This is a genomic window from Methanobrevibacter arboriphilus (assembly GCF_019669925.1).
Classification (GTDB): Archaea; Methanobacteriota; Methanobacteria; order Methanobacteriales; family Methanobacteriaceae; genus Methanobinarius; species Methanobinarius arboriphilus_A.
In genome coordinates, this window is record NZ_AP019779.1 from 1694038 (window position 1) to 1712236 (window position 18199).

13 protein-coding genes are annotated in these 18199 nt (G+C 25.6%); 10 read left to right on the plus strand and 3 right to left on the minus strand.

What is annotated here, in order from left to right; all coding sequences use genetic code 11:
• The first annotated feature begins 25 nt into the window (after nt 1-25).
• From coaBC to comE, 7 genes are all read left to right on the plus strand, one after another.
• A complete protein-coding gene (gene coaBC, locus MarbSA_RS07450) occupies nt 26-1249 on the plus strand; it encodes a bifunctional phosphopantothenoylcysteine decarboxylase/phosphopantothenate--cysteine ligase CoaBC (protein ID WP_054835627.1) in 1224 nt (407 codons plus the stop codon).
• Nucleotides 1250-2044: 795 nt separating this feature from the next.
• Nucleotides 2045-2677 (plus strand): archaeal proteasome endopeptidase complex subunit beta, encoded by a 633-nt coding sequence (psmB, locus tag MarbSA_RS07455; protein WP_042702987.1) that lies wholly within the window; start codon nt 2045-2047, stop codon nt 2675-2677.
• A 463-nt stretch (nt 2678-3140) separates the two neighbouring features.
• Nucleotides 3141-5045, plus strand: a complete 1905-nt coding sequence (locus MarbSA_RS07460) for a beta-CASP ribonuclease aCPSF1 (protein WP_054835546.1) — start codon at nt 3141-3143, stop codon at nt 5043-5045.
• Nucleotides 5046-5448: 403 nt separating this feature from the next.
• Nucleotides 5449-6474: a phosphoribosylformylglycinamidine cyclo-ligase gene (gene purM, locus MarbSA_RS07465; RefSeq protein ID WP_054835892.1), complete on the plus strand. Its 1026-nt coding sequence runs from the start codon at nt 5449-5451 to the stop codon at nt 6472-6474.
• Nucleotides 6475-6825: 351 nt separating this feature from the next.
• Nucleotides 6826-7854 carry an L-sulfolactate dehydrogenase gene (gene comC / locus MarbSA_RS07470; RefSeq protein ID WP_221061305.1) on the plus strand — a complete coding sequence of 343 codons (1029 nt, stop codon included), beginning with the start codon at nt 6826-6828 and terminating at the stop codon, nt 7852-7854.
• A gap of 255 nt (nt 7855-8109) precedes the next feature.
• Nucleotides 8110-8601, plus strand: coding sequence for a sulfopyruvate decarboxylase subunit alpha (comD, locus tag MarbSA_RS07475; RefSeq protein WP_221061306.1), 492 nt, complete (start codon nt 8110-8112; stop codon nt 8599-8601).
• A 48-nt stretch (nt 8602-8649) separates the two neighbouring features.
• Nucleotides 8650-9243, plus strand: coding sequence for a sulfopyruvate decarboxylase subunit beta (comE, locus tag MarbSA_RS07480; RefSeq protein ID WP_054835685.1), 594 nt, complete (start codon nt 8650-8652; stop codon nt 9241-9243).
• A gap of 323 nt (nt 9244-9566) precedes the next feature.
• On the opposite strand, the gene MarbSA_RS07485 is transcribed toward comE, so the two are convergent.
• The gene (locus MarbSA_RS07485; RefSeq protein ID WP_221061307.1) at nt 9567-10892 is read right to left on the minus strand and encodes a sugar porter family MFS transporter; all 1326 of its coding nucleotides are present in this window, start codon (nt 10890-10892) and stop codon (nt 9567-9569) included.
• Nucleotides 10893-11530: 638 nt separating this feature from the next.
• On the opposite strand from MarbSA_RS07485, the gene npdG reads away from it, so the two are divergent.
• The 3 genes from npdG to MarbSA_RS07500 all read left to right on the plus strand — a co-directional run bounded on the left by npdG (nt 11531) and on the right by MarbSA_RS07500 (nt 15055).
• On the plus strand, nt 11531-12211 hold the full coding sequence (gene npdG / locus MarbSA_RS07490; RefSeq protein ID WP_054834954.1) for an NADPH-dependent F420 reductase: 681 nt from the start codon (nt 11531-11533) through the stop codon (nt 12209-12211).
• A 154-nt stretch (nt 12212-12365) separates the two neighbouring features.
• Nucleotides 12366-13460 (plus strand): NAD(P)-dependent alcohol dehydrogenase, encoded by a 1095-nt coding sequence (locus MarbSA_RS07495; RefSeq protein WP_221061308.1) that lies wholly within the window; start codon nt 12366-12368, stop codon nt 13458-13460.
• A 980-nt stretch (nt 13461-14440) separates the two neighbouring features.
• Nucleotides 14441-15055, plus strand: a complete 615-nt coding sequence (locus MarbSA_RS07500) for a TetR/AcrR family transcriptional regulator (RefSeq protein WP_221061309.1) — start codon at nt 14441-14443, stop codon at nt 15053-15055.
• A 146-nt stretch (nt 15056-15201) separates the two neighbouring features.
• On the opposite strand, the gene MarbSA_RS07505 is transcribed toward MarbSA_RS07500, so the two are convergent.
• Nucleotides 15202-17052 (minus strand): DNA-directed DNA polymerase, encoded by a 1851-nt coding sequence (locus MarbSA_RS07505; protein ID WP_221061310.1) that lies wholly within the window; start codon nt 17050-17052, stop codon nt 15202-15204.
• Between the two features lie 59 nt (nt 17053-17111).
• Nucleotides 17112-18173 (minus strand): AI-2E family transporter, encoded by a 1062-nt coding sequence (locus MarbSA_RS07510; RefSeq protein ID WP_221061311.1) that lies wholly within the window; start codon nt 18171-18173, stop codon nt 17112-17114.
• Between the last annotated feature and the right edge of the window lie 26 nt (nt 18174-18199).

Genomic DNA, 18199 nt, shown 5'->3' on the forward strand with positions numbered 1-18199 from the left:
AAAAATTAGTCTTGAGAGTTTTAAAATGAAAATCATATTATGTATAACTGGAAGTATAGCTGCTACTGAATCAATTAAATTAGCTAGAGAATTAAAAAGGCAAAATTTTGAAGTTAAAGCATTTATGAGTGATGCTGCTACACAAATAATTCATCCTAATTCTATGGAGTTTGCCACTGGTCAAAATGTTGTTTTGGATCTTACTGGTCAAATAGAACATGTTAAGTATTCTCAAGCTGATTTAATACTAGTTGCTCCAGCTACTGCCAATGTTATAACCAAATTTGCATATAAAATATCTGATAATCCTATTAATTCACTTCTTATAACTGCTCATGGTCATAACACTCCTATTTTATTTGTTCCGTCTATGCATGACTCTATGCTTAAATCAATTTCAGATAATATCAATAAAATTAAATCAGAAACAGACTATAATAAATTAAATTTTGTAGATCCTAGAATAGAGGAAGGTAAAGCTAAATTTCCAAAGATTACTGATATTGTATTAGAATCTAAGAGATTGATTAGTTTAAATAAGAACATCACTGGAATTAATAAAAATAGAGATGTTATAGATGAAAACGATGAAATTTCAAATATAAAAGGTAAAAAGGTTTTAATTACTTTGGGTGGAACTTATGAAGCTATTGATCCTATAAGAGGTATAACTAATAAGTCTTCTGGAAAAATGGGATTAGAATTAGCTAAAGAGGCTTATTCAAGAGGTTTAGATGTTAAAATTATAGCAGGAATAGTAGATGTGGATATACCAAAATGTTTGGATGTAACTTATGTTGAATCTAGTGAAGAGATGAATAAAAAGACAAAAGAATTAGTAAATGAATATGATATTTTTATAGCTACTGCTGCTGTTTCTGATTTTGCTCCAATCAATAAAAAAGATTCTAAAATATCTTCTTCAATCAGCCTATCTCTAGAATTCAAAAAAACTGAAAAGATTATAAAACAGATAAAACAGATAAACCCTAATATATTTTTAGTAGGTTTTAAAGCTGAATATAATATTTCAAATGATCAAATGATAGATCTAGCTAAAAAACAAATGAAAGAAGTGGGTACTGACTTAGTTGTTGCTAATGATGTTAGCATTGAAAATTGTGGATTTGGTTCTGATAATAACCAAGTTGTGTTAGTTGATAAGGATATTCTTGAACTTCCAATTTGTTCTAAATCAGAAATAGCTGAGATAATATTTGATAAATTAGAAAAAAAGTTTTTAAATTAAAAAGTTTTTAAACTAAAAAGGTTTTAAACTATAAAAAATTTGGATAATATGATTTTAATCGGTATATTTATGTTATCATATTTTTAATAGTATTTTTATAGTAAACTTTATTATAGTGAACTTACAAATAATATATTAATAATAAATTATAATATGTATGATAATTCATAATATAACAATTTATAATATTGTGTAATCTATATAATAATTAGGTAATTTTAATTAATAGTTTTAATATTTTTTTATTTTATTGTTTTTGTAACTTATATTTATTAATTTCAGATTTGAATACTATATAATATAAAATCACTGTTCTATTAATTTTTCAATTTTTATAGAAATTTTTTAGAATAAAATTAAATAAAGTTATATGAAACATTAGTTATAGAAAACATTATATATCTGTAAAATACATAAATATTATTACTTAGATTGAACATGTTAAATTGATTTAGATTAAATCATATTGATATGTTTATTTCATTCTTAGATGTTTGAAAATATCTCTAATTAAAACTATGCTAATTTTATAATATCACATTTAATTATTATCAAATTTTTTATTAAAAATTGTTTACAGGTGATTTTTAGCTTTATTTTTGAAAAATAATTTTAAAAAATTAATTAAATTATAACTTTAAATTAATTATCAGTATTGCTAAAATTTATATTAATTAAAACTTATATTAATTATTAAAATTCGTATTATTAAAATTTATATTATTAAAGCTTATATTATAATTCAAAATAGAATTATTGTTTAATAGAATTATTACCATTAAGAGGTGTTATTGGATGAATAATAAAAACACATTAGATACATTAGAAGGCACTACAACTGTAGGCATTACATGCACTGATGGTGTTGTCTTCGCTAGCGAAAGAAGAGCTAGTATGGGAAATTTAGTAGCTCATAAAGTCGCAGAAAAAATATTCAAAATTGATGATCATATTGCAGCTACAATTGCAGGATCTGTTGCTGATGCACAAAGTTTAATGAAAGTTATAAGTGCTGAAGTTTCATTATATAAAATGAGAAATGGTGAGAATATTAGCATTGAATCTGCTTCAGCTTTAGCTGCAAATATTTTACATTCTTCTCCATTATATGTTCAAACTTTACTTGGTGGAGTCGATGAGAATGGGGCTTCAATTTATTCTCTTGATCCTGCAGGAGGAATGATTAAAGATTCATTTATATCTACTGGATCTGGTTCTACTTTTTCCTATGGTGTACTAGAAGACAGAGTAAAAGAAGATATTACTGTTGAAGAGGGTGTTGATGTAGCTATTAGGGCTATTAGAGCAGCTATGGAACGTGATACTTATTCTGGAAATGGTATTTTAGTAGCTACTGTTAACAGTGAAAAAGGCTTCGAAATGTTATCTAAAGATGTTATTGAAGCAAAATTAAAAGAAATTAGTTAATTTAGCTAATTTTACATTTTTTATTTATTAAAACTTATTTTATTAAAATATGTGTATTTGGAAAGACTTGAGCAAACAAAATATTATTTGTTAAAGACTGTTTTCATGAAAATACATTTTTTACAAAACTTAAATTAAAAATTCTTATAATATTTTTAATATTTATAATACTAATATTTCATTTCTAGGAATTTTTAGAGATTTCTAGAAATCATTTTTATATAATATAATAATTTGTTTCATATTAATTAAACATTTTAAAATACATAAATTTCAAAGATCGTATTATTTTAGACTATATTTCAGATTTTTGAATTATTTTTGAATTATTTAATTATTTGGGATAATATAAAATTTAGAATATATAAAATATTTAGAAAGGATAATATAAAATATTTAGAATTTTTAGATAATTTTTGTTTAAATCAAGATTTTTACACATCTCATTTTTCAAAGTGATTATATGACTTCAGAGATTCTTGAAGAAATCAAAAAAACAATCGTACAAAGACTTCCTGAAAGAGTGCAAGTAGCTAAAGTTGAATTTGAAGGTCCAGAAGTTGTTATTTATACAAAAAATCCAGAAATAATAACTGAAAATGGAGATTTGATTAGAAATTTAGCTAAAGACCTAAGAAAGAGAATCATAATCAGATCTGATAAATCAGTACTTTTAGATCCTGAAAAAACAATTGACAAAATACATGAAATTGTACCAGAAGAAGCAAAAATTACAAATATATATTTTGATGAAGTAACTGGTGAAGTTGTCATTGAAGCTAAAAAACCAGGGCTTGTTATTGGGAAATATGGAGTAACTTCTAGAGAAGTTGTTAAAAATACTGGTTGGGCTCCTAAAATATTAAGAACTCCTCCAATATCTTCTGAAATTATTGAAAGAGTTAGAAATACTCTTAAACACAATAGTAAAGAAAGAAAAAAGATATTACAAGATCTTGGTACTAGAATACATCAAGGTTCAAAATATGAAAATGAATGGGCAAGATTAACTTCCATGGGAGGATTTAGAGAAGTTGGTCGTTCATGCATGTTACTTCAAACACCAAATAGTCGTGTTCTTCTTGATTGTGGAGTTAATGTTGCTGGAGATGAAAAAAGCGCATATCCATTCCTTAATGTTCCAGAATTTTCCTTATCTGATCTTGATGCAGTAGTAATTTCACATGCTCACTTGGACCATACTGGATTTTTACCTTATCTTTATCATTATGGTTATGAAGGTCCTATTTATTGTACTGCTCCAACTAGGGACTTGATGACACTACTTCAACTTGATCATATTGATATTGCTCATAGAGAAGATGATCCTCTTCCATTTAATATTAAACATGTTCAAAAAAGTATTAAACATACAATAACTCTTGATTATGGTGAAGTAACTGATATTTCTCCTGATATTCGTCTTACTCTCCATAATGCGGGACATATTCTTGGTTCTGCAATGTCTCATATGCATATTGGTGATGGTCAACATAATATGGTTTATACTGGGGACTTTAAATATGAAAGAAGTAGACTTTTAGAACCTGCTACAGCTAGATTCCCAAGAGTTGAAACTGTTGTTATGGAAAGTACATATGGTGGTCATGAGGATGTTCAACCTTCAAGAAATAATGCTGAAAAACAGATGATGAAAACTATCTATAAAACTCTTAAGCGTGGAGGAAAAGTTTTAATTCCTGTTTTTGCTGTTGGAAGAGCTCAAGAATTAATGATTGTTTTAGAAGAGTATATGCGTCATGGTATGATAGAAGAAGTTCCAATTTATATTGATGGTATGATTTGGGAAGCTACAGCTATTCATACTGCAAGGCCAGAATACTTAAGCAAAGATCTTAGGGATCAAATATTCCATATGGGTAGGAATCCGTTTATTTCAGAATCTTTCCATAAAGTTCAAAATGTTAATGAAAGGAAAGATATTGTGGAAGGTGAGCCTTGTATTATTCTTTCAACTTCTGGTATGTTGACTGGTGGTAATTCTGTTGAATACTTTAAATGGTTGAGTGAAGATGAAAAAAGCACCCTTATATTTGTTGGATATCAATCTGAAGGTTCTCTTGGTAGAAGAATACAGAAAGGATGGAAAGAAATTCCTCTAAAAGAAGAAGGTAAGACTAAGCTTTATAATGTTAAAATGGAGATTAAAACTATTGAAGGTTTCAGTGGTCATTCTAATAGGCGCCAATTAATGGAATATGTAAAGAAACTTTCTCCACGACCAGAAAAAGTTATAATGTGTCATGGTGATGCATATAAAACATTGGATCTAGCTTCAAGTGTTCATAGAAGTTATAAAATTGAAACTAAGACACCGCTTAATTTAGAATCTACTAGAATTCAATAAATGACTCTAATATAATAGTTTTTTAATATAATAATTATAAATAATATGAAATCAATAAATATTCATTGTATAAGAATATTAGTATAATGGATTTTCATACAAACTTTATAATAAATTTTATTGCAAAATGTTAATCTATATTTAATTTTTTAAATCATTATAATATAGTATTAGGTTGATATAAAGGTTTTAAGTTGATATAAAGTTAATTATTATATTAAAATTGAATTATTATATATTTAAGTCTATATATTAAGTTTAGGTTAGTTAAATTAGATATAATTAAATTTAGAAATTATTAAGTCTAGATATAATTAAGTTTTAGATATCGTTAAAGATAGATATAGTTGAGTTTTTTATATAATATTTTAATCATTAATTTGTTTTAGAAAATGGTGAGTAAATGGTTACCTATTCCGATTCTGGAGTTGACATAGATCTTGAAGAAGTTACAGTTGCCAAATTGGCAGAAAAATTAAAACCAACCTTAAAATATAGGGATATTATAACTGAAAGTGGGCATTTTGCAGCTTTAGTTAAAATTGGCAATCGTGGAATTGCAATGAGTACTGATGGTGTTGGTAGTAAAATATTAGTGGCTAAGATGATGGAAAAATATGATACTATTGGTATTGATTGTATTGCGATGGTTGTAAACGATATACTATGCGTAGGTGCAGAACCAATAGCTTTAGTTGATTATTTAGCTGTTGAAGAGCCTAATCCTGAAATCGCTGAAAAAATTGCTGAGGGCCTTGCTTATGGTGCAAAACTTTCAAGAATAGCTATAATTGGTGGAGAAACAGCTTCACTTCCAGAAGTAGTGAATGATTTTGATCTTGCTGGAACTGGAATTGGTTTTGTTGACCTTGATAAAATTATAACTGGTGCAAATATTTCTGATGGAGATATTCTTATTGGTATTAGAAGTAGTGGTATTCATAGTAATGGTTTGAGTTTAGCTAGAAAAACTCTTCTTGAAAATAATAAATTTGATATTAATGATCCCTTACCAAATGATCAAAATACTACTATTGGAGAAGAATTGTTACGTCCAACAGAATTATATGTTAAACCAATTGTTGATTTACTTGAAAATAATCTAAATATAAAAGGTTTAGCTCATATAACTGGTGGTGGATTTAATAATCTTAAAAGACTAAATAAAAATGTTGGTTTTGACATAAATAGCCTTCCTGAACCTCAAGAAATTTTTAAATTAATATATGATCAGGGAGTATCTTTAGAAGAAATGTATAAAGTATTCAATATGGGTATTGGTTTTGTTGTAATTGTTTCTGAGGAAGATGCAGATGAAGCATTAGATAATTTAAAAAACAATTGTGAAGCATATAAAATAGGTAAAGTAACATCAGATTCCAATAAAGTCAAAATTACAACTTTTAAATCTAATGAAATTGAATATTAAAATTAGTTAATTGAGATAAATTGGCTTGAAAATGCTAATTAATAATTTGATTTTAGATATATTATTTAAAATAAATTAGTTTTAAATATATTGAAAATTGAATATATAAATTATTCATTTTAGCTATTTTATTAATATAACTATTTTAAATATTATTATTTATGATAAGTATTATTTATTAATTATAAATGCTTTTACTAAAATTAACATTTATTAATTATAATAAGTATGTAGTAAATATATTAAAATAATAAGTATATTAATAATAATAACGATTATTTATGAGAAATATTATTATAAGAAGGAATATTATTTATAAGATAAAAAATTTAAAATATTTAGGGTGTTTTAATGATATTAACAGCGGAAAAAGAAAAATCACTTTTAATAGCAATATTAACTAAATTAGGTTTGAATAAAGAAGATGCTGAAATTGTAGCCGATGCTACTTTGGATGCTGATTTAAAAGGATTTACTTCTCATGGAATTGGAAGATTCCCTCAATACATTCATGGTATTGAGAATGGTAATATTAAAACTGATGGAGATCTCAAAATTGAAAGAGAAACCGATGCTATGGCTCTTGTAAATGGTAATGGTCTTTTTGGACAATTAGTTGCTTATAAATCTATGATGTTGGCAATTGAAAAAGCTAAAAAAATGGGCATAGCAGCTGTAGGAACACATAATTCTAATCATTTTGGAGTTACTGGATATTATTCTGATTTAGCTATAAGAAATGATGTTATAGGTATTGTTACTGCTAATACTGAACCAGCTATTGCTCCTTTAGGAGCAAATAAACCTATGATTGGAACTAACCCCATTGCTATAGGAATTCCTTCTAAAGATACATACATTGCTGTTGATATGGCTACTTCTGCTTCAGCTAGAGGGAAATTATTAGAATCTCTAAGAAAAGGCGAAGAGATACCTGAAGGTGTTGCTTTAGATAGTGAAGGTAAGCCTACAACAGACCCTGCTGAAGCTTTGAAAGGATCTATATTGCCATTCGGTGCACATAAAGGGTATGCTTTAGCTTTTATGATTGAATTAATGACCGGAACTTTGGTTAATGCTTCTGTTGGAACTGGAGTTAAAGGAACAGCTAATCATACACAAAAATGTACTAAGGGTGACCTTTTCATAGCTATTGATCCTTCTAAATTTGTTGATCTTGATGAATTTAAAGAAAAAAATGAAAAGTTTGTTACTGAAGTTCGTGAAACTGGAAATACTTTTATTCCTGGTGATCTTGAAGTGAAAAATATTGCTGAGAATGAAAAATCGGGGTTAGCTGTGGATAAAAAACTATATGATAATTTAAAGGAAATTTGTAATGGTTTAGATATCGATATTAATGAATATATCTCTGAATAATCAGGAATATTAAATTATAAGTTTTTTAGTTATAAGTTTTTTAATGGTTATTAAATTTAATGATTATCTTTATAATTATTCTTATTAATTATTGGTATTATTAAACTAACTTATTTCTTATTTAAATTATTTTAAAATATATTACTTAATATTTAAATTATTTTAAACTTAAATTATTTTAAACCTAAATTGTTATTTATATTTAATAATATAAATTTAAATTATTCATATTTTTTTATAAATGAGGTTTTTTAATTGGATAGTAGTGAAGCAGTTTATCAAGGATTGAAATCAGCTGGAATTAATTTTATTGTTAGTGTTCCTTGTGTAAATCTTGGAAAAATACTCGAAATAATTGATGAAGATGAAGATATCATTCATGTTCCAGTTACAAGAGAAGAGGAAGGGCTTGGAGTATGTGCTGGAGCTTATTTCGGAGGTAAAAAAACTGCTATTTTAATGCAGAACTCTGGTCTTGGCAACTGTGTAAATGCTTTAGGATCTCTTTACCAGCTATATTCTTTGCCAATTGTAATGATAATGAGTCATAGGGGAACTGAAGGAGAACCAATAGTGGGTCAAGTCCCAATGGGTAAAGCAACTCCAAAAGTATTAGATGCAATGGAATTAGAACATTTTAATCCTAAAAATCCCATCGATTCAAAAGATATTATATCTAAATCCTGGGATTTGTCTGTTGATGAAGGATCTCCTATTTCAATATTATTAGATATAAACTACTGGTGATTTTTAAACAAATTACAAATATTAAATAAATTTTAAGGATTCAATATTATGAAACGTTTTGATGCAATATTAGATATAATGCAATATGTTGATGATGAGATTATTGTATGTAATATTGGATTTCCTTCTAGAGAGCTTTTTGAAATTAAAGATAGATCCAAGAATTTTTACATGTTAGGATCAATGGGGCTTGCTTCTTCTATTGGTCTAGGATTGGCTATTGCTAATGATAATTCTATTACCAATGCAAATGATTTTAAAAAAAATAAAGAAAAAATAATTGTTTTTGATGGTGATGGCTCTGTTTTAATGAACATGGGATCATTAGTCACAATTTACAATCAAAATCCAAAAAATCTCATCCTCGTTGTTTTTGATAATGGATGTTATGGTTCTACTGGTAATCAATGTACTTATGCACAAAATATTGATCTTTTAGAAGTAGCTAAAAGTATTGGCTTTAAAAATTGTCATGATTATAATGATATTGATTTTGAGGATATTTTACTTGATGAATGTGAAGGCCCTGTTTTCATCCACTATAAGATTCTTCCAGGAAATGCTGATTCTCCAATTATAGATTTTAGTCCTGAAGAAATTAAAACTAGGTTTATGGATTCATTAAATACCAGCAACCATTAATACTTTATAAATTTTATATTTATAAACCTTTAATTTTTAATATTTCACTGTTATTACAACTATTATGATTTTTAATAGAAATTAAAATAATATTAACTAATAACATTAATTAATATTATTAACTAATAATATTAATAATAATTTAACTAAAAACTTAATTTTAACTTAAATAATAATATTAACTAATAATCCAAATAATAATTAGATAATATTGAATTTATAAATTGATTAATAATTTAATTAATAATTTAGCTAATAATATTAATTTCATTTAATAAATTAAAATATTACTCAATAATGTTAATTTATTAAAAATATTGTTTTTATGAATTTAATTCTTTTTCTATTTCTTCTAAAGACTTATTTTTTGTTTCAGGAATATAAAGTTTAACAAATATTAGTGCTAATAAGCTAAAGACTGCAAAAATTCCAAATAACACAGACCCTCCTAAATTATTTATAATATATGGAGAAAATTGAACTACTAAAAACGCAGATAACCAATTTATTGCAGCTGCAAATGACATACCTATTCCTCGGAAGTTATTTGAAAATATTTCTGAATTAATAACTCCAAGAATAGGTGCAAACGAGGATGCATAGAATATAACATACATTAAAATAGCTATTAGTATTAAAATATTGCTTTGACTAAAACTAAAAGCATAAGTAAGATATAATAATGTTATTGTCATCCCTATTGCTCCGTAAATAAGCAATATTTTACGACCTTTCTTATCAATTAACCAAAGTGCAATAATAGTAGCTGAAAAATTCACAAAACCTATTAAAATTGATTGTAATAATGCATTTTGGGATTGAATTCCTATATTTTCAAATATCATTGGAGCATAAGTTATAACAGCATTTATCCCTACAACTTGCTGAAAAATAGCTAAAAGTAGTCCTATTAATATTATCTTCCTAATATTCCCTTTTAAGAAATATTTAAACGATATTTTATTTTTTATAGATAAAGATTCTTCTATGTTATTTATATATTTTTTAGCTAACTTCTTCCCTTCTATTTTTTCAAAAACATTTTTTGCTTCTGATTTTTTGTTATTAATTACTAACCATCGTGGACTTTCAGGAAGATAAATGGTTGAAAGTACCATATATATGATGCTGAAAATAAATGGAACTAATAACATATATCTCCAAGAATTGGTTATATCTATTAAAAAATAGTCAAAAATATAAGCTAAAAGAATACCAATAACAATGGCAAACTGGCTTAGAGAAACGAGTTTTCCTCTAATTTTTGGAGGGGATATCTCTGAAATATATAAAGGTCCTAAAAATGAAATTGTTCCAACAGCTATTCCTCCAATAAAACGATAAAATATTAATGACAAGGGGGAAGTAGATAATGCACTACCTATTGAAGAAATAGTGAACAGTACTGAAGTTAAAATTAATGTTTTTTTTCTGCCATATTTTTCTGATGAATAGCCCAATATCATGGATCCTATAATACATCCAATAGTAAGCGAACTTACTACTATTCCTATTCCATTATCATCTAAATTAAAAATATTCTGAATTTGACTAACTGCTCCTGAAATTCCTGCGATATTTAAACCACAGACTATTCCTCCAGTCATTACAATAGAGATTATCCAATATAAATGTTTATAATTTGTCATGGAACTGATAGATACTATTTTAATTAAAGAATATTTTATGCAACATATTCTAATTACTTGTTATTAATTAAATTATTTTTATAATTAAATATAACTTTTTAATTCATATAAATTATATCTTTTAAAATTTTAGTAATAAGTTCATATAAAATTTACAATGAATAATAAGTAGTATAATATACTTTTGGAAAAATTAAATATGTTAATATTATTAGGTGAGTTAAAATTTTTTTATTTTTTATATAATTATTTAATTTTAATTTAAAGAAAATAAAAAGCATTTTTTCAGCTGTTTATGTATATTAATATAAGATATCATTGTTTTTGTTTTATTTTTCTTTAGTTTCTGATTTTTTATTCTTTTAATTATATTTGGCTTGTTTTAGATAGTAATATTTTTATAATAGTTTTTTATTCTTTGTCTTGTTTCATTTGGTATTTTACATAATTCTACTTTTATGTAGACTTTAGAATGGATTTAATATATTAGTTATATTCAATAATTTATTATTTTTTTCTGAAATATTATTACAGAGAGAGTAAACGGAATGTTTAAATATTATAAAAACAAAAATCTCTTTAAACAATGGTTTTTTACTATTGGTTTATTAATAAAAAAAATATAAGGAGAAAAAACTATGAAAATTGCAATTCTTGGTGGTACTGGTGATCAAGGTTTAGGCATTGCCATTCGTTTTGTTCAAGCGGGTGAAAATGTGATTATTGGTTCCCGTAAAGCTGAAAAAGCTGAAAAAGCTGTAGAAGAAATTAAAGAATTACTTAAAGAAAAAAATTTAGATAATATTGAAGGATTATCTAATGAAGATGCTGCAAAAAAAGGTGATATATTAATATTGACTGTACCAATAACCGCTCAAAAACCAACATTAGAATCTGTAAAGGAATTTGTAAATGGAAAAATATTTGTTGATGCTACTGTTCCTTTACAGTCTAATCTTGGTGGTACACCTATGACTTATTTTATTCCTTGGGAAGGATCTGCTGCTGAGGAAACAGAAGCTATTTTAAAAGGAAATGGAGCAAAAATAGTATCAGCATTTAATAATATAAGTTCTTCTAGTTTAATGAATTTTAATGAAAAAGTTGATTGTGATTGTCTTATATCTGGTGATGATGCTGATTCTAAAAAAATCGTGAGTGAATTAATTGAAAAAATCCCTGGAATTGAATGTATTGATGCAGGACCTTTAGAGCAAGCAAGAACAGTTGAAAGAATAACATCTCTTTTGATCGGGTTAAATATAAGATATAAAACACATTATGGTGGATTAAGAATAACTGGATTAAAACAAAAATAATATTAGTTTAATTTTCATCGCTCAAATGGAAAAATAAATTATTTAACTAATTAGGATTTGGATAGCTATTATATTTTTAGCTATCTAAAATTAATTAGTTACTAAATTGTTTTTTTTATGATGAATAATTTTAAATAAAAGGAGGAATTATTTTATGAAAGTAAAAGGATTAGCTATGAAAAAAATTGGTGAAGTAGGATGGGTTGAAAAAGATAAACCTGAAATAGGTAGAAGAGATGCCCTTATAAGACCTATAGCTGTAGCACCATGTTCATCAGATGTACACACAGTATTTGATGGTACTCTTGGAGATTTACATGATGCTATACTTGGACACGAAGCTGTTGGAATAGTTGAAGAAGTTGGAGATGAAGTTAGAGACTTTAAACCTGGAGATAGAGTAATTGTACCTGCAATTGTTCCAGATTGGGATTGTGAAGCAATTCAAAACGGAAACCCACAACATGCTGTTTATGAAACAGGATATTGTCAAAAAATAGACGACGCTCTAGGAGCATATAAATTCACCGCTGTTGTTGATGGTGTTTTTGCTAACTTATTTAAAGTTACACAAGCCGATATGAATTTAGCTATTTTGCCTGATGAAGTTTCTGTAGAAAATGGTGTTATGATATCTGACATGGTTACAACAGGATTTCATGGGGTAGAAAACGCAGATATTAAATTTGGAGACACAGTAGTAGTTCTTGGAATTGGCCCAGTAGGTCTAATGGCTGTAGCAGGAGCTAAATTAAATGGGGCTGGAAGAATATTTGCCGTTGGAAGTAGACCGAACCTTGTAAAACTAGCTAAAGAATATGGTGCTACAGATATAATCGATTATCACGATGGAGATACTGTAGAACAAGTAATGGAAAAAACTGATTGTAAAGGTGCTGATGCTGTTATTATTGCTGGAGGTAATGAAAGTATAATGATGGATGCTATTAATATGACTAAAGCTGGTGGAAACATAAGTAATGTTAATTATTTCAGTAAACAAGATACCATACCAATACCATTATTAGGTTGGGGAATGGGAATGAGTCATAAAACAATTAAAGGGGGATTATGTCCTGGAGGTAGAAATAGGATGGAAAGATTAATTGATATGGTTAAATATGGTAGACTTGATCCATCTAAAATGATTTCACACAAATTTAATGGTTTTGATTCAATTGAAGATTCACTCATTCTAATGAAAGACAAACCAAGAGAATTAATAAAGCCAATTGTATATTTAGAATAATAAGCATTGTCAATATGTGTAGTCATTTGTTTTTATTTTATGATTACACATTTAATTCATTTTCAAAAGTATTTTATATTATTATGATAAATTGTTATTGATCTATCTATTGATTATACTTTTTCTTCATATTTTTTGCATAATTTATTTTATTTTTAGGATTTGTAGAAACACTTCTTTTTCATATTTAATAATTCTCTTTGTGAAATTATAGTATATTACCAAAATTTACTATAGATGATTAATTTTGATTAATACTTAATTTTGAAACGTTCTTCAGATTCGAATTAAAGTATTTTTAGAAATTTTTACAAAAAAATGTGAAAATAAGTATTAGTTACAATTTTTAAGTAGTACACCATAATTTGTTAATTCTTCTTTAATATTAAAATAGATCATTTTAATTCTAAATTTTTATCAATTTAGTGATATTAAAGAGGACTTTCTACAAAGTCATTTTTTAAAATATTTTTTTCTAAATTTTTTTTAAATGGATTGGTTATGTACGATATTTTTGTTTAATTAAGATATATATTAAAATGAAGAATGTATTTTTATTTAAAATAATTTGAATATTTTTTAATTAAATTTAAAAAATATTAACCTTGTTTAACAAAAACATAATTGGTTGCTTGTCAATAAATTATAACAATGTTTTTATTCTTAAAATAATATATATCAATAGTAAGTATAATATTATAGATTTTCATGACAAAGTATCATGACAAATATATAATTAATGAAATGTAACTTTACTTATTATTTCATGATGGACATAAAATTATAGTTATAGTCATGGAAAATTTTATTTTAAACATTTTTATAAAATGGTTATATATACTTTAAATTTAATTTTAAAGTGAATGATGAAATTTTTCATTATTTAGAAATTTTTAATATATATAAAATTTCATGTCTTATACTATGTATTGTATAACTATACAAATTTTATATATAATTTATTCGAGGAGACTAAAAATATGAGTAAAAGAGATGAAATTATTGAATCAGCATTTTTACTTTTTTTAGATTATGGAATTGAGAATGTTCCTGTTACTAAAATAATGGAAAAAGCAAATATCAGCAATGGGGGCTTTTTTCACTATTTTAAGACTAAAAATGACTTGATTATTGAAGTAATGGAAACATATATCTATTATTATTTTAATATACCTTCTGAAAAAATCATAAACTCAAAAGTTCCAACTATAGATAAAATAAAATTATATTATTCTAAATCTATTCGATATGATTTAAACAAAAAAGAATTCAATAATATCACATATAGTGGTAAAAAAATTGATTATAAAAAGTTAGCAGGACTTTTTTTAAGTAGTTTTAGAAAATATAAATTTTTAAAAGATAATTATAATAATACTAAATCAAACATTATTAATATAGTAAAAAATTTTATCGATGATGATATAAAATCAGGAAAAATTAAGAAAAATATTGATTCTAATGAAATGTCTACAATTATTTTTGCATTATATATAGGGGATCTTGTTTCATGGGTTGCATCTGATGATTTAAATTTATTTGATTCATTTTCTAATCATCTAGATCAAATATGGGAAAAATTATTAATTGATTAAAAACTAATTTTATTATTTTTACTAATGAATGTTATTAGTTTAATAAATTATAATCTGTATTATGTCATATTTGCTTATATCATAAAAATTTGCCAATAATGCTATTTTTAATAGACTTTAAAACTTATTTTTCCCTTGTTTTTTAATTATTTATCATATTTAGCATAAAATCCATCAGTATCTGCATAAATTGCTTTAAAACCGTATTCTTCTGATTTTTTCATTGTTTCCTTTATATAATCTCTGCCCCATGCAGTGATAGATTCCGCACATTCCATAGAATACCATCTAAATCTTGAAAATCCATAAATTCCATACATAGTATTTGCAAGTCGTTTTAATGCATCTTGCTGTACTTTCAATATTCTTTTCTCAGTAGGGTCATCAGTTTCTCTCATCTGTCTTTTTATTTTTAATCTTTCACTAATTACATTACCTATTACAGAAGGAATAAATCCTTTTGGAGTTTTTGCAAATTTATTATCATATTCAGGGGATATATTGAATTTATTTTCATCTTCATCTATTTCTTCTTCTTTATAAAGATAATTAGCTATATTATAATCATCACCTAAATGTTTTTTTAAAAGAACATCTGGAGAAACATTTTTTGAAATTATTATACTGGGATACAGACTTCTAAAATCAAATTGTACTAAATTATCATGTAATCCTTTTTCTGGTTCTTTTACATAACCTCCTACAGCACTTTCTGATCTTCTTGAAGAAAATTCTCCTCCAGTCGGTTTATTTGGAACAAGTTCATTGTCTTCATATGCTTTTCGTACTAAATACCATTCAGCTTGCTGCCCCGTTGCCATACGAGTTAAATCAAAAAATGGCTGCCCTACAATTCGAGTTAATTCTAAACTAAGAGGTAATGTTTCTTCAGCTATCTTTAAAGTAGATAAAACATCATCTAATGAATAATTAAATAAGTTTGTTAATTCTTCTCCGCCATTATCCCAAAACTGATAAATTCTATCTCCAGGCACTTCAATCTTTTCTTCACCGAATAGCTCGAAATAAACTCTTTCTAGAGTATATCTATCTAAACTGATATATCTTCTCATAACTAAGTACAAATCAACATGTATAAGTCCTTTAAAAGAAGCAGCATTTGCATAACCTCTTCTTAAGAATTTCACTCCTGAACCATCCATTCCAAAATCAAGGTTTATGTTGTAAATTCCTGCTCTATCTTTAAGATAAGGAAAATCAAAATTATCAGAATTATATCCTACAATAATGTCTACATTATTATTTTTAACAACTTCTACAAATTTTTTTATCATTTCTTCTTCTGAGGAAACAGTTTCTACAAAATCTAGCTCTTTTCCTTTTGTAGAGATTACTTTTTCAACCTCAAAATTACTTGAAATACCAATCATTATTATTTCATCTTTTTTTGAATTTGGCATTCCATAAGGGTTTCTAACTTCTAAATCAAAACTTAATATTCTTAAACTTGGAAATTCACTATCTACTGTTTTAGGAGATTTTTTTAATTTCATTATTTTTAAATTTGAATCTTTAGATTTAATACTTGGAAAAGAAGGGATTGTTTCTCCAGAAACTTCTATTTCTGACATTGGAAAAATATTATTATCAATAAGATATCTTCTATAAAAAGGAATGTCATGTTCTCTTATATCATCAACAGATTCAAGATCTCTTATTATTTCTCTTATTTTTGGAACATCCTGAGGATGTGTAAATGTTACTTTTAAAAATTCACCTTCAATTTGAAATTTCTTTTTATGAACCTTTTCAATCTTTTTAAGTTTAAAATCTAAATCTTCAATATCTTCTATACATTTTTCTATATCATTAGCTATTACATATATATAAGGTTCAAAAGTATCATCTAAAGCTATTATCTTTTTTTCACCTGTTTTACCATTTTCATCTTTTTCTTTTCCAAAAAGACGTATAACAGCTTTTTCTTCATGAGTTATATAATCAATATCCAATAATATTATATTTTTAATTTCCATAATTGATCATTTCAAATTGTTTTTTATTTTTTTATTTTTTTCAGATGGTTTTTATCTTTTTAGATTGTTACATTTTTATTTTCTAAACTTAATCTTTCTTTTTCATTTTTATATGTTTTAACAACAGCATAAGTAATTCCCAATATTAAAGGGCCTAATATAAATCCAATCAATCCGAAGACAATTGGTCCAGATACAAATCCAAGTAAAAGTATCATTGGATGAATATCGACATATTTTCCAGAAAGGGTAGGTCTTATATACATATCACTTAAACTTAAACCAAATCCAAATAATAATACTATAATTCCCCTTACATAATTTCCAGATACCATATCATATATAAATAATATTGTATAAACTGGCCAAGGACCAATGAGTGGTATTAATTGACATACACCAGTTAAAATACCTAAAAATAGGGCATAAGGATATCCTAATATTAAGAATCCAATGGTTGCAATAAGTCCAATAATAAATCCTGTTAGGAAATGTCCATAGAATATACTTTTTAACACAGTTTTAATTTCTTTAATCATGTTTCCAAAGAATTGATGTTTTTCTTTTGGAATAAGTGCTTTAACATATGACTTTACTTTATAACCATCTCTTGCAAAATAAAATGTTGAGAATATTAAAACAAATACTTGAATCATAACAAATGGTAGTGATTTTACAAATTCTATGAAATATCCAAAGAATAATTTTAATATGTCATTTATCAATTCTGTTATTGTAGTAGTGATTGATTCGGTTGATGACTGCATTTCAGTAGGTATATAACTATTAATAATGCTTGTTGTTTGATTGAAACTTATTTGACTTAAAATGTTGTGGTTATTATTAATAAATGTATAAGATAAATCTATTGTAACTGAAATTGTATATGCAAATAATAATATTAGTGGAATAACAACAATTACTATGCTTAATATAATGGATATTGAAGGGTATTTAAGTTTAGATTGAAACTTATTTTTTATTGGCTTTATTCCATAAGCTATTATTATTCCAAGTATTATCATATTTAATATTGGCATTAATGTGAATAATGACACTATTAATAAAATCAATATTATAAATAGGGATGATCCAATTGTATCAAAAATTTTTTCTTTCACTCTAACACCATTTTATAATAATAATT

Bases quoted from the DNA above. Each gene is read 5' to 3' on its own strand.
- coaBC (WP_054835627.1), top strand. From the start codon at position 26: ATGAAAATCATATTATGTATAACTGGAAGTATAGCTGCTACTGAATCA.
- psmB (WP_042702987.1), top strand. From the start codon at position 2,045: ATGAATAATAAAAACACATTAGATACATTAGAAGGCACTACAACTGTA.
- MarbSA_RS07460 (WP_054835546.1), top strand. From the start codon at position 3,141: ATGACTTCAGAGATTCTTGAAGAAATCAAAAAAACAATCGTACAAAGA.
- purM (WP_054835892.1), top strand. From the start codon at position 5,449: ATGGTTACCTATTCCGATTCTGGAGTTGACATAGATCTTGAAGAAGTT.
- comC (WP_221061305.1), top strand. From the start codon at position 6,826: ATGATATTAACAGCGGAAAAAGAAAAATCACTTTTAATAGCAATATTA.
- comE (WP_054835685.1), top strand. From the start codon at position 8,650: ATGAAACGTTTTGATGCAATATTAGATATAATGCAATATGTTGATGAT.
- MarbSA_RS07485 (WP_221061307.1), bottom strand. From the start codon at position 10,892: ATGACAAATTATAAACATTTATATTGGATAATCTCTATTGTAATGACT.
- npdG (WP_054834954.1), top strand. From the start codon at position 11,531: ATGAAAATTGCAATTCTTGGTGGTACTGGTGATCAAGGTTTAGGCATT.
- MarbSA_RS07495 (WP_221061308.1), top strand. From the start codon at position 12,366: ATGAAAGTAAAAGGATTAGCTATGAAAAAAATTGGTGAAGTAGGATGG.
- MarbSA_RS07500 (WP_221061309.1), top strand. From the start codon at position 14,441: ATGAGTAAAAGAGATGAAATTATTGAATCAGCATTTTTACTTTTTTTA.
- MarbSA_RS07505 (WP_221061310.1), bottom strand. From the start codon at position 17,052: ATGGAAATTAAAAATATAATATTATTGGATATTGATTATATAACTCAT.